Below are 12,890 nucleotides of genomic sequence, written 5' to 3'. Positions count from 1 at the left end.
CGATCCCTGACCAAAAAAATGCAAGGAGACAGCATGTCGTTGAAGCCTCATCGCAATTCCCCGCGGCCATGGTGCCGCCTGGCCGGCGTGGCACTGTTCGCGGCAAGCCTGCCGGCGTGGAGCCAGCCCGCCGCCAGCGCGGCCAGCGCAGCGCCTCCGGCCGCCGTACCGGCGACGACGGTGGCGGCGGCGCTGGCCACCGATCCGAACCTCATGGGCTGGATGCAGGGCTTTCCGCCGCCGCCGGACAAGCTCATCACCCATGTGCCGGGGGGCAACCGGTTTCCGCGCAACCGCTGGCTGTTTTCGCATGTGCGCGAACTGGGGCCGACTGCATCGGTATGGCGCGGACCCGGCCCGGCCAGCACGCTGCCGCGCGCTGAGCAGGCCATCGGCGCGATCCCGTTCACCGATGCCGACGGTACCCGCCGCACCTTCGACGAGATGCTGGCGCTGACCTATACCGACGGCATCCTGGTGATGCACCAGGGCAAGGTCATCTACGAGCGCTATTTCGGCGCGCTCGACAGCCATACGCCGCATATCGCGATGTCGGTGACCAAGTCGTTCGTCGGCACGCTCGCCGCCATGCTGGCGGCGGAAGGCAAGCTAGACCCGGCCGCGCCGGTGACGCGCTACCTGCCGGAGATGGCCGGTACCGCGTATGGCGATGCCACGGTGCGTCAGGTGATGGACATGACCATCGGCGTGCGCTACTCCGAGGACTATGCCGATCCCAGGGCCGAGGTCTGGGACTACGCGCGCGCCGGCGGCATGCTGGCGCGCCCGGCCAACTACAACGGCCCCGGCACCTTCTATGACTTCCTGAAGACGCTGCAGAAGGACGGCAGCCACGATGCCGCGTTTGCCTACAAGACCGTCAATGCCGAGGTGCTGGCGTGGATCGTGCGCCGCGCCTCGGGCCAGTCGCTGGCGAAGCTGCTGTCCGAGCGGATCTGGCAGCCGATGGGCGCCGAGCAGGACGCGTATTTCACCGTCGACAGCATCGGCACCGAATCCGGCGGCGGCGGGCTGAACACCACCCTGCGCGATCTCGCGCGCTTTGGCGAGACCATCCGCGCCAACGGGCGCTTCAACGGCAAGCAGATCATCCCGGCATCGGTGGTGGCCGATATCCGCCGCGGCGGCAGCCGCGAGCTGTTTGCCAGGTCCGGCAGCGCAGCGGTGTTGCCGGGCTGGAGCTACCGCGACATGTGGTGGGTCTCGCACGACAGCCACGGCATGTTCCAGGCCGCCGGCATCCACGGCCAGCGCATCTACATCGACCCGCAAGCCGAACTGACGATCGTGCGCTACGCCTCGCATCCGGTGGCCGGCAACGCCGCCAACAACGCGATCACGTTCCGGGCATTCAGGGCGGTGGCGGAAGCGCTGTCGCGGTAGGGCGGTGCGGGCAGGCGGGGCCGGATGCGGAATGCCCGTCCTGGCTGCGCCTTGCGTCACCGGCTCCGACCTTTTACCTGGGCTGGTTCACCGCCTGCCTGGCGAGCAATTGCCAGCCCGACGGCTGATGCAGCCACACCGACAATACTTGCAGATGCACGGTGGTGGGGGGCTTGCCAGCGGGATGGGTATCGGCGTCGAACGTATATCGGATGGTTGCGACCTCGCCGACCACGTCGATCTTTCGGTCTGTGAAGTCAATGCGTGTGAATTTCGAGGTGCCAGTGAGGAGCGCCTTCACGAGGCTGTCCTTGGTATCGACCTTGGCCGACGAGTGGCCGTAAGTCAGCTGCGCATGCAGCAAGGCGTCGAGCTGTGCCGGGTTGGGTGCGAGCATGGCGGCGCGAAGCCTTTCGTTGGCGGCGGCGAGCTCCTCTGAGGCGTCCAATGTCTGAGCGTACAGCGCTGGCGATGTCGCCACGACGAGGGCCGGCAGCAGCGTACTCAGGGTCCGGGAAAGCAGTGCGATCATGGTGTTTCCTCTTCGATTTTGCCTGTGCTGATCATTCCGCCTTGATGCCCTGCTCGCGGATAACCCTGGCATAGCGCGTGGTATCCCGTGCCATCACGGAGGCAAATGCCTCTGGCGTGCTGCCAGACGGCACCGCACCCTGATCGGCGAGTGTTTGCTTTACTTTCGGATCGGCCAATGCGGTGCGCACGTCCTGCGCAATCTTGCCGACGATCGCCGGCGACGTGCCGGCGGGTGCCAACAGGCCTATCCACGAGATCGAGTCGTAGCCGGGTAGCCCGGCTTCCGCCACGGTCGGCACGTCGGGCATGAGTGGCGCGCGCTTGTCGCTGGTCACGGCTACGGGCCTGAGCTTGCCGCCTTTGATGAGGCCCATGGTTTCGTAGAGCGTCGCAAAGGCATAGTTCACGTGCCCCGCCATCACGTCCGCCACGGCCGGGCCGCCCCCCTTGTAGGCCACGTGCAGCATGTCGACGCCGGCCTGCCGGGCAAAGACGGCGCCGGCAAGATGCATCGAGCTGCCGCTGCCGGAGCTGCCGTACGTGACCTTGCCCGGCTCGCGCTTGCCCGCCGCGATGGCCAGCGGCACGGTGTTGGCGGCATTACCGCTGGCGGTCACCATGACCAGTGGCAGTTCCGCCACCAGCGACACCGGGGCGAAGTCCTTGACGGCGTTGTAGGGGACCGTCTTGTACAGCGTAGGGTTGATCGAATGCGTACCGATGTTGCCCATCAGCAGGGTGTAGCCATCCGGCTTCGCCCGCGCCACGTAAGCGCTGCCGATCTGGCCCGCAGCGCCTGGCTTGTTCTCGACGATGACGGCGTGGCCCCACAGCTCGGCCAGGCGTTGCGCGATCAGCCGTGCGCCGGTGTCGGTGCCGCCGCCCGGGGGGAAGGGGACGACAATAGTGACGGGCCGCTCGGGATAAGCGCCGGCGTGCGCTGGCTGGGGGGCGATGGCAACGACAGCCGCCACGGCCAGCCAGCCTGGTGCAAGCAGTGAAAGGGAGTGAGCGAACGGAACGCGGTATGGCATGAGTGTCTCCGGGAAATTTCTGTGGCGCTCTTGACTGGCGCCGTTCGATGAAGCGATGGCCGTCGGCGAGGACGGGCGGGCCTATGCCAGCACTGTGTCCGGCGGGCGCTGACCGGACAGGCCGGCGCGGAGATTGGCCAGCACGATCTCGCCCATCGCGTCGCGGGTTTCCCACGTGGCGCTGGCGCGATGGGGCTGGACGACGACGTTGTCCATCTGCAGGAGGGCGGCGGGCACGGCGGGTTCATCGGCAAACACATCCAGCCCGGCGCCGGCGATACGACCGGATGCCAGCGCGCGCACCAGTTCCGGTTCGTCCACCAGCCTGCCGCGCGCCACATTGACAAGTACGCCGTGCTTGCCGAGCGCCTCGAGCACGGCGGCGTCCACCACCGGCTTTGCACCATCGGCGGACGCGGCCAGGACCAGGGCGTCGCAGTTGGCCGCCAGCGTGGCGATGTCCGGCATAAAGGCGTAAGGCACGTCGGTGAAGGCGCGCAGGTCGGTGTACGACACCGGGCAGTCGAAGGCCGCCGCGCGCGCGGCAATGGCCCGGCCCACACGGCCGAGGCCGACGATGCCGACACGTTTGCCGCTGAAGCGGTGAGCCAGCGGTAGCGGAGCCTTGCCCCACTGGCCGGCGCGCACATAGCGCTCGGCCTCCGTCAGGCGGCGGTACACGGCGATCAGCAAGCCGAGCGCCTGGTCGGCAACGTCGGCGGTCAGCACGTTGGGCGTGGTGGTCACGTGGATGCCGCGCTCGCGTGCATAAGGCAGGTCCACCGCATCGGTGCCGACGCCGGATACCGCGACGATCTTCAGGGCCGGCAGGCGGCGCATCTGGCCTTCCTTGAGGCCGAGCGAGCCGCCGGTGACGACCGCCTCGATGCGCGGGCCGATCTCGTCGAGCAACGCGTCTGGCGGGGTGGTGCCATACAGGCGGTGAATCTCGTAGTCGGCCTGCAGCCGGGTTTCCAGGCTGGGCACGACCGGCTGGGTCAGGAGAATGGCGCGTTTCACTGGCGAGCTGAGGTCGGGTTGGAATGGGCCGAGTATAGGAACGCGATCAATGCATGTCTAAGCTATAATTTGCAACGATCAATCCAAGAATTGGCATGATTCATGGTTCCCGATCTCAACCAGTTGCGCTGCTTCATCGCCGTGGGCGAAGAACTGCATTTCGGCCGTGCAGCCGCCAGGCTGTTCATGACCCAATCGCCGCTGAGCCGGCAGATCCGGCTGCTGGAGGAGACGCTCGGCGTGCGGCTGTTCGACCGCAATAGCCGCGCGGTGCGGCTTACCGCAGCCGGCGCGGCGCTGCTCGATGACGCCCGGCGCCTGCTCGCGCTGGCGGGACACGCGGTCGACACGGCGCGCCGGATCGACAAAGGCGTCAGCGGCAAGGTGCGGATAGGTTTTACCGCGGTGGCGGGCTACGATCTCGTGCCCAACCTCATCGCCAAGGCAGGCGAGGCGCTGCCGGAAATCGAGGCGACACTGCACGAAATGGTCACGGTCGCGCAGGTCAGTGCGCTGCAAGCCGGCGCCATCGACCTCGGCTTTATGCGGCCAATCGCTGACATGGACGCCGAACTGCAATGGCGCCTGGCCGTCAGCGAGCCGCTGCAACTGGCAATGCCGGCGGGGCACGCGCTGGCGCAGCGCGAGCAAATCGGAAGCAAAGATCTGGCGGGCTTGCCGTTCATCCAGTACTCCGCTACCGAGGGCAAGTATTTTCACGACCTCATCGGCTCGGTGCTGGCGGGCACGTCCCGGCCGCCGCGTGTCGTCCAGCAGATGAGCCAGACCCACAGCGTGATCGCACTGGTCCGCGCAGGCCTTGGCGTGGCGCTGGTGCCAGCGTCTGCGCGCCACCTTCACTTTCCGCATGTGCTGTTTCGCCCGATCTGGCGCGACGACGTGCGGGCCGAATTGCATCTGATCTGGCGAGAGGCGACACATAACCCGGCGTGTCGTGTTTTCGCGGACTTTGCGGCCGCATACCTGGAACGGCAGGCGCAACAGCCTGTTCCCGCTGCTCTTTGACAAACCGCTGGCAGCGGGTCACAAACCGGTTGCTATCTCCGCACTTTGCCACGCCTACGGGTTTGTCCCAGCCTCGCGCCGTAGCGCCTTGAATTTATTGAGCTAATCCACGTTATCGCGCCATCCGGCCCGCGCTGCGCAGCGAAATCGCCTTGACCGGATTTCGCCGGCGACGATAATGCAAACCACTGCAAACGTTTGCAAAGGAGGGCAGGTGGATACATACCTGGAACACGAGCAGCGCTCCCTGGACGGCGCGCTTTCACTGGTCGACGACGAGCAGTCGGTGACCCGCATCGTCGAAGCCGCGATGGCGGATACGCCCGATCCGCGCCTGCGCTTTGTCATGGGCGCGCTGGTCAGGCACCTGCATGCCTTCCTGCGGGAGGCGCGCCTGACCGATGCGGAATTCGAGTTGGCGCTCGAGTTCGTGGCCCGGCTGGGTCAGGCCACGCATGCCACGCACAACGAAGTCGTGCTGGCCGCGGACGTGCTCGGGCTGTCGACCCTGGTGACCGTGATGAACAACGGCACGCGGCACGGACGCACGCCCGGGGCGCTGCTGGGTCCGTTCTACCGCGCCAACGCGCCGCGCTATGCGTGCGGCGACTGCGTGGTGCAGGACAACGCGCCCGGCCTGCCGCTGTTCGTCAGCGGCACGGTGCGCGCTACCGACGGCACGCCGCTGCCGGGCGCACTGGTCGAAGTCTGGCAGGCTTCGCCGGTGGGGCTGTACGACAACCAGGATCCGGCCCAGCCCGACCGCAACCTGCGCGGCTGCTTCCATGCCGATGAAGGCGGTCACTACCATTTCCGCTCCGTGCGCCCGGCAGGCTATCCGGTGCCGACCGACGGCCCGGTGGGCACCCTGCTGGCCGCGCAGCGGCGCCATCCGTACCGGCCGGCGCATATCCATTTCATCGTCGCGGCACCGGGCTACCGCACGCTGGTGACGCAGGTATTTGCCGACGAACCGGCCCAGCTGGAATCCGATGTCACCTTTGGCGTGCACCGGCAACTCGTCGGCCAGCTGCAGCGGCACGACCACGGGTACAGCCCGTGGGGCAGCGTGCCGGCGCCATTCTTTACGCTCGCGTTCGATTTCACCCTCGAGCCGGGCGAGCAGACCTTTCCCAAGCCGCCCATCGACTGAGCGCGGCTTTCGCCCCATCCCTGACTAATCACATCGAAACCAATGAGCGCCTCTTCTCTTTCCGGCAAGGTAGCCGTGATCCTCGGCGGCAGCGGTGGCATTGGCCTGGCGGCCGGCGAGACGCTGGCGCGCCTGGGCGCCAGCATCGTGCTGGCTGGCCGCGATGCCGACAAGGCGGCCAGCGCCGCGGCCGCGCTGCCGGCCGGCAACCACCTGGCCGCGGTGGCCGAGATCGGTGACAGCGCATCGCTGCGCAAGCTGGCCGACGAAACCAGTCATCACTACGGTCGCGTCGATATCCTGGTGAACAGCGCGGGCTTTACACGCGCCATTCCGCATGCCGACCTCGACGCGCTGGACGACGCCCTGATCGACGCGCTGTTCGCCATCAACTGGCGCGGCCAGTTCGCCGCGATCCGCGCCTTCGCGCCGTTGCTGCGCGCCAACGGCGACGGGCTGGTGGTCAATGTCGGCTCCATCGCGGGCCGCACCGGGCAGGGCAGCAACGTGGCCTACTGCGCGGCCAAGGCCGGCCTGGACGCCATGGCGATGTCGCTGGGACGCGCGCTGGCGCCGGCGATCCGCGTGCTCAATGTCTCTCCGGGCGTGGTCGACACCGGCTTCGTGCCGGGGCGCGATGACAGCTTCAACGAGCGCGCCGCCCGGACCACGCCGCTGCGCCGCATCGGCCAGGCGCAAGACGTGGCCGATGCCATCGCCGCCTGTGCCACTTCACTTCGCTTCGCCACCGGCACCACCATCGTCGTCGATGGCGGCCGCCAGCTGGGCTAGGCCGAGCCGAGCCAATCACGCAACTACTGACCACGCCATGCATGCACGCAAGACCATCATCACCTGCGCGGTGACCGGCAACATCGTTACCCCCGAACAGCATCCCGGCCTGCCCGTCACGCCGGCACAGATTGCCGATGCCGCGCTGGAGGCCGCCGAAGCGGGCGCCGCCGCCGCCCATATCCACGTGCGCGACCCGGAGACCGGACGCCCGTCGATGTCGCTCGACTATTACGCCGACGTCATCGACCGCATCCGCAAGCGCAACCGCGAGCTGATCATCAATCTCACCACCGGGCCGGGCGGACGCTTCGTGCCGAGCGAGGACGAGCCGCGCGTGGCCGCGCCCGGGACCACGCTGCTGCACCCGTCCAAGCGTGTCGAGCACATTGCCGCGTTGCGGCCGGACGTATGCTCGCTCGACCTGAACACCATGAATTCCGGCGCCGACGTGGTCATCAACACGCCCGCCAACGTGCGCAAGATGGCGGACATCATCCGCGGCGCCGGCGTGATGCCGGAGCTGGAGATCTTCGATTCGGGCGACCTCAACATGGCCCTCGACTTCATCCGCGAAGGGGTGCTGGACGGCCCCGGGCTCTGGACCTTCGTGCTGGGCGTCAAGTATGGCTTTGCACCGACGCCGGAGACGATCTTCTACGCCCGCAACATGCTGCCCGCGGGCGCGCACTGGTCCGCCTTTGGCATCGGCCGCGCGGAATTTCCGATTGTCGCGCAGGCGTGGCTCGCCGGCGGCCATGTGCGCGTCGGCCTGGAAGACAACATCTACCTGGAGAAGGGCGTGCTCGCGCCCGACAACGCCGCGCTGGTCGCCAAGGCGCGCGACATTGTGCGGTCGCTCGGCGGCGAGCTGGCCTCGCCGGCGCAGGCGCGCCGCACGCTGGGCCTGCGCGAGGCCTGAGGCAACGCCGCACTGGATTCCAACCAAACCGAAACCATCATGAACGTCATTCGAGTCAACCAGAAAGCCAACGATATCGAGACCCTGCAGCTCGAACTGCAAGGCATGCCGCGTCCGCAAGCCGCGGCTGACCAGTGCATCATCGAAGTCGCCAGTGCCGGGGTCAACCCCAGCGACGTCAAAGCCACGCTGGGCCTGATGCCGCACGCGGTCTGGCCGCGCACGCCTGGCCGCGACTATGCCGGCCTGGTGGTCGATGGCCCGTCGCAACTGCTGGGGCTGCAGGTGTGGGGCAGCGGCGGCGAGCTGGGCATTCGCCGCGACGGCACCCATGGCAAGTACCTGCGCATCGACGCGGCCTCGGTGCGCGCCAAGCCGGAATCGGTATCGCTGCTGGAAGCGGGCGCGGTGGGCGTGCCGTTCATCACGGCCTATGAAGGACTGCGCCGCGCGGGCATGCCGCAGGCCGGCAGCACCGTGCTGGTGTGCGGCGGCAATGGCAAGGTCGGGCAGGCCACCATCCAGATCGCCACGGCACTGGGCGCGCGTGTCTTTGCCGTGGAGCGGACGGCCCAGCCTTACCGCGGCCATGCGAGCGGCACCGTCCGCATGATCGATGCCAGCCGCGAGCCGATTGCCGAGGTCGTGCGCGAAGAGACCGGCGGGCACGGCGCGGACATCGTCTACAACACCGTCGGCAGTCCGTACTTCGAGCAGGCCAACCGCAGCATGGCAATCGGCGCCACGCAGATCTTCATCTCGACCATCGAGAAGCCGGTGCCATTCGACATCTTCGCCTTCTATCGCGGCCAGCACACCTATGTGGGCGTGGACACGCTGGCGCTCGACAGCAACGCCTGCGCGCGCATCCTGGACCAGCTGGCGCCGATGTTCGCCAGCGGCAAGCTGCGGCCGTTCCCGGTACTGCCCGATTACACCTATTCGCTGGCGCAGGCCAGGGAGGCCTACCGTGCCGTGCTGGAGGGCGCGGCGGAACGCGTGGTGCTCCAGCCATGAACGTTACCCGGTTCGCCCAGGCGCCGGCGTACTTTCCGGCGAATCATGAGGGCATGCATTGCCTGCGCCTGCAAGGCCATGAAGCGGGGCCCGCGGCGTCCCTGTGGCTCGGCGTCTCGGTGCTGCTGCCGGGCGGGCATACCGCGCTGGATGCCTCGGCGGTGGAAAAGCACTACGTCGTGCTGGAAGGCGAGGTCTGCATCCGCACGTCGGAACAAGCGGCGCTGCTGGGACAGTTCGATTCGGTACGGCTTGCGCCCGGGGAAGCGCGCCAGGTATCGAATCCGGGCAATCGGCCCGCAATGCTTCTGCTGGCGATGCCGTTCCCGGCTACCTGATTTTTTGACGCTGTTTTGCAAACGATTGCAAAACCTCGGCGATCGCTTGCCAGACGACAACCACAACAAGCAAAGGGAGACACCCATGACAATCGCCCCCATGCGCGGAAGGGCCTGGCTGCTGGCCGCCAGCGCCGCGGCCGGCTGGGCCGGGCAGGCCGGCGCCCAGTCCACCGTGACCCTGTACGGGCGTCTGAACACGGCACTGGAATATGCCCGGGCCAGCACGGCCACCGACGGGACGCATCTCGGCGGCACTGGCCGCCTGACCAATAACCGCTCTGTGTTCGGCATGCGCGGAGAAGAAGGACTGGGCGGCAGCCTGAAGGCCATCTGGCAGATCGAGAGCAATCTGTCGCTGGATAACGGCCAGGGCCAGATCGCCGGCCGCAATTCGCGCATCGGGCTGCAGGGCAAGGCCGGCACCCTGTTCATGGGCCACTGGCAGACGCCCTATACCGAGGCGACCGCGGGCTATGACCCGTATTACCCCACCACCGCCGGTTACATGGCGCTGATCGGCAACGGGTCGGCGTCGAGCACCGACAACGTGCAGGACACCAGCGCCTTCGACCGCCGCCAGAAGAACATCATTGTCTATAAGACCCCCTCGCTGGCGGGGTTCAGCGGTGCCGCGGCCTGGGGTGTCAACGAGGAGAAGATCAGCGTGCCGCGCAATCCGGCGCTGTACTCCTTTTCCGCGGCCTATGACAACGGTCCGCTCAACGTGGTGCTGGCATACGAACTCCACCAGCACTACCAGACCGCCGGCCGCAATGACGATGCGATCAAGGCGGGCGTGTCCTACAAGTTTCCCAGCACGACCGTCGCGCTGCTCTATGAACGGCTGCACTACCGCACCGCCACCGGCGACCTGACGCGTAACGGCTACTACGCGTCGCTGGTGCAGAAGCTGGGCCCGGGCAGCGTGCGCGTGGGCGTGGCGCTGGCCGGCAATGGCGCAGGCAGCGCCACGGAGACGGTGGGCTTTTTCCGCAGCGGCGCGGAGACAGGCGCCACGCAGGTGACGGTGGGCTACGACTATCCGCTGTCCAAACGCACCGCGCTGTACGCCTACTACAGCCGCATCCATAACAAGCGCAATGCGATCTACGACTTTGCCATCAATGAACTGGGTGTCAGCGCCGGCGCCGACCCACAGACCTTTGCCCTGGGCATGCGCCATTTCTTCTGAGGCGTGCCGCTTCGACCCGATCCGGTAGTGAGGAGACAGACCATGATTCGATCCATCCGAGGCGCCGTGGTGGCGCTGAGCTCGTCCTTGATGCTTGCCGCCGCGCCCGCCGCGTTGGCCCAGGCGCCGTACCCCGCCAAGCCGATCCGCCTGGTGGTGCCGTTTTCGGCGGGCAGCGCCACCGACATCCTGGCGCGCATCATCGGCACCAAGATGAGCGAAGGCGGTACCTACCAGGTGATCGTCGACAACCGCCCGGGCGCCGGCGGCACGCTCGGCGCGACCGGCGTCGCCAAGGCGGCGCCGGATGGCTACACGCTGATCCTGGTGTCGGTGGGCCATGCGATCAACGCCACGCTGTATCCCAAACTGGCTTACGACACGGTCAAGGACTTCGCGCCGGTGTCGCTGGTGGCGACGGTGCCCAACGTGCTGGTGGTCAGCGCCGGCAGCAAGTACAAATCGGTGCACGACCTGGTGACGGCTGCCAGGGCGGCGCCGGGGAAGCTGAATTTCGATTCGGCCGGCTCCGGCAGCTCCACGCATCTCAGCGGCGAGATGTTCAGGATGCAGGCCGGCATCGACATCGTCCATATCCCGTACAAGGGCACGGGCGAGGCGCTGACCGACGTCATGGCCGGCCGCGGCGACATGATGTTCGCCCCGACGGTGTCGGCCATGCCGTTCGTGCGGCAGGGCAAGCTGCGCGCGCTGGCGGTCACCACGGCCAGGCGCAGCAGTTCGCTGCCCGATATTCCGACCGTGGCAGAGTCCGGCTTGCCGGGCTACGCCTTCGACTCGTGGTTTGGCATCCTGGCGCCGGCCGGCACGCCGAAGGAGATCATCGATACCCTCAACGCCGAGATCGGCAGGGCGCTGGCGGCGCCCGACGTGCGCGATCGGCTGGCGGCGCAGGGCGCAGAGCCGAAGCGATCGTCACCGCAGGAATTCGCCTCGTATATCCAGGCAGAGATCGGCAAGCTTGCGCCGGTCATCCGCCAATCCGGGGCGCTTGCGGGGCAGTAGCGCCGCGCGGAGCGGGGCGTCGGGAGACGGATTGCGCGCTGGCTTAAAATGGCGTACTTCCATCCTTCCCGGCCCTCACCCTACATGCCCGAGCGCAAGCGCCTCACCCTCAAAGACCTGGCTGCCGAGATCGACGTGCATTATTCGACCGTGTCGCGGGTGATGAACCCGGCGACGCGGCATCTCGTGGCAGAAGACGTGGCGGCGCGCGTGCTGGCCGTTGCCGAGGCGCGCGGCTTTTCCCCCAACCGCATTGCCGCCGGCCTGCGCACCCAGCGCTCCGGGCTGATCGGCGTGGTGCTGCCCGATATTGCCAACCCCGTGTTTCCGCCGATCCTTGCCGGGATCGAGGTGGTGCTGGCGCAGCAGGGCTATGTGCCGATCGTGGTCAACGCGGGCAGCGACAAGCGCCGGCAGCGGTTCGTGATCGACCAGCTGCTCGGGCGGCAGGTCGAAGGGCTGGTGCTGGCCACCGCGGAACGCGAGGATCCGTTGCTCGAGTATTGCCTGGCACGGCACGTCCCCGTGGTGACGGTCAACCGCGGCGAAGGGTCGGGCAGCGTGTCCTCGGTCGTGAGCGACAGCGTGCGGGCCATGCAGCTGACCGTCGATCACCTGATGGAGTTGGGTCATCGCCGCATCGGGCATATCGCCGGGCCGGCATCGCTGTCAACCGGCTACCTGCGCCGCGAGGGCTTTATCCAGGCCGTCAGGCGCCATCGCCTGCGTCGTGCGGACTGGCACGTGGTCGAGGCATCCAGCTATTCCCGCAATGCGGGCCGGGTCGCCTGCGCGCAGCTGATGACCGTGTTTCCCGCGCTGACCGCGATTGCGGCGGCCAATGACCTGGTCGCGATGGGCTGCTACGACTACCTGCGCGAGCAGGGCCTGCGTTGCCCCGACGACATCTCGGTCATCGGCCACAACGACATGCCCTTCGTCGATGCACTGACGCCGCCGCTGACGACGATCCGGATCGCCGTGCACGAGATGGGCGAGGAGGCGGCGCGCCTTCTGCTCAGGAAGATCAGCAAGCCGGCCTCCGATCCGGTCACCGTGCAATTGCAGCCCCACCTCATCGTGCGGGGTTCCACGGCGGCGCCGCGCAAGGCGTGAAACGTCGCCCCATTTTGGGCACTTCTCATTGCACAACTTCTCAACGGCTGCTTAGTGGCTCTTGCCGACCCTGAGCAGACACCTGATTCCCCACGCCAGCGCCACGAAGCAGTCATCCACGCAACGACCGAGCAATCGTATTGAGCCAATCTGGGTAAGCGTCGTTTTCAGCATGGTAGACAATCGCTGCGACTCTGCTCCTGGCCGACAAGCGCCGTCCCCGAGTGAAGCAGGACTGGTTGCGACAAGGCGCGTCTGCAGTCACGAACCGTTTTTCGCGTGGGGCGGCACTGACTACACCTCTCGGGGCTAT

The 12,890-nt window shown here is 67.3% G+C and carries 13 protein-coding genes; 10 read left to right on the top strand and 3 right to left on the bottom strand.

The annotated features are described in order from the left end of the window. Positions 1 to 33: 33 nt before the first annotated feature. Positions 34 to 1,404, top strand: a complete 1,371-nt coding sequence (locus AC3FMM_RS19735) for a serine hydrolase domain-containing protein (protein WP_116314536.1) — start codon at positions 34 to 36, stop codon at positions 1,402 to 1,404. A 73-nt stretch (positions 1,405 to 1,477) separates the two neighbouring features. Here AC3FMM_RS19735 and AC3FMM_RS19730 read toward each other — a convergent pair whose 3' ends face one another. The 3 genes from AC3FMM_RS19730 to AC3FMM_RS19720 all read right to left on the bottom strand — a co-directional run bounded on the left by AC3FMM_RS19730 (position 1,478) and on the right by AC3FMM_RS19720 (position 3,992). Beyond that, entirely contained in the window at positions 1,478 to 1,936 is a 459-nt protein-coding gene (locus tag AC3FMM_RS19730; protein ID WP_488687331.1) for a nuclear transport factor 2 family protein, read from the bottom strand. 31 nt (positions 1,937 to 1,967) lie between these two features. Continuing rightward, positions 1,968 to 2,972, bottom strand: a complete 1,005-nt coding sequence (locus AC3FMM_RS19725) for a Bug family tripartite tricarboxylate transporter substrate binding protein (RefSeq protein ID WP_116314534.1) — start codon at positions 2,970 to 2,972, stop codon at positions 1,968 to 1,970. Positions 2,973 to 3,053: 81 nt separating this feature from the next. Further along, positions 3,054 to 3,992 carry a 2-hydroxyacid dehydrogenase gene (locus AC3FMM_RS19720; protein ID WP_326347525.1) on the bottom strand — a complete coding sequence of 313 codons (939 nt, stop codon included), beginning with the start codon at positions 3,990 to 3,992 and terminating at the stop codon, positions 3,054 to 3,056. Positions 3,993 to 4,094: 102 nt separating this feature from the next. Between AC3FMM_RS19720 and AC3FMM_RS19715 the strand changes: the two genes are divergently transcribed. The 9 genes from AC3FMM_RS19715 (at position 4,095) to AC3FMM_RS19675 (ending at position 12,577) form a co-directional block, all read left to right on the top strand. After that, positions 4,095 to 5,018, top strand: a complete 924-nt coding sequence (locus AC3FMM_RS19715; protein WP_116314532.1) for a LysR family transcriptional regulator — start codon at positions 4,095 to 4,097, stop codon at positions 5,016 to 5,018. 214 nt (positions 5,019 to 5,232) lie between these two features. Next, a complete protein-coding gene (locus tag AC3FMM_RS19710) occupies positions 5,233 to 6,171 on the top strand; it encodes a dioxygenase family protein (RefSeq protein ID WP_442784899.1) in 939 nt (312 codons plus the stop codon). Positions 6,172 to 6,213: 42 nt separating this feature from the next. Further along, the gene (locus AC3FMM_RS19705; protein WP_115713105.1) at positions 6,214 to 6,963 is read left to right on the top strand and encodes an SDR family NAD(P)-dependent oxidoreductase; all 750 of its coding nucleotides are present in this window, start codon (positions 6,214 to 6,216) and stop codon (positions 6,961 to 6,963) included. 37 nt (positions 6,964 to 7,000) lie between these two features. After that, positions 7,001 to 7,885: a beta-keto acid cleavage family enzyme gene (locus AC3FMM_RS19700; protein WP_115713106.1), complete on the top strand. Its 885-nt coding sequence runs from the start codon at positions 7,001 to 7,003 to the stop codon at positions 7,883 to 7,885. A 39-nt stretch (positions 7,886 to 7,924) separates the two neighbouring features. Further along, complete coding sequence (locus tag AC3FMM_RS19695) at positions 7,925 to 8,902, top strand: quinone oxidoreductase family protein (RefSeq protein ID WP_414249470.1); 978 nt, start codon at positions 7,925 to 7,927, stop codon at positions 8,900 to 8,902. Then, a complete protein-coding gene (locus AC3FMM_RS19690; RefSeq protein WP_115682623.1) occupies positions 8,899 to 9,240 on the top strand; it encodes a cupin domain-containing protein in 342 nt (113 codons plus the stop codon). The genes AC3FMM_RS19695 and AC3FMM_RS19690 overlap by 4 nt, the downstream gene beginning before the upstream one ends. A gap of 100 nt (positions 9,241 to 9,340) precedes the next feature. Beyond that, the gene (locus AC3FMM_RS19685) at positions 9,341 to 10,435 is read left to right on the top strand and encodes a porin (protein WP_115713108.1); all 1,095 of its coding nucleotides are present in this window, start codon (positions 9,341 to 9,343) and stop codon (positions 10,433 to 10,435) included. Positions 10,436 to 10,477: 42 nt separating this feature from the next. Continuing rightward, complete coding sequence (locus AC3FMM_RS19680) at positions 10,478 to 11,461, top strand: tripartite tricarboxylate transporter substrate binding protein (RefSeq protein ID WP_115713109.1); 984 nt, start codon at positions 10,478 to 10,480, stop codon at positions 11,459 to 11,461. A gap of 84 nt (positions 11,462 to 11,545) precedes the next feature. Further along, positions 11,546 to 12,577 carry a LacI family DNA-binding transcriptional regulator gene (locus AC3FMM_RS19675; RefSeq protein WP_115713110.1) on the top strand — a complete coding sequence of 344 codons (1,032 nt, stop codon included), beginning with the start codon at positions 11,546 to 11,548 and terminating at the stop codon, positions 12,575 to 12,577. Positions 12,578 to 12,890 lie beyond the last annotated feature (313 nt).

The organism is Cupriavidus sp. 207A1 (assembly GCF_057798955.1).
This window is presented reverse-complemented; position numbering and strand designations above follow the sequence as displayed.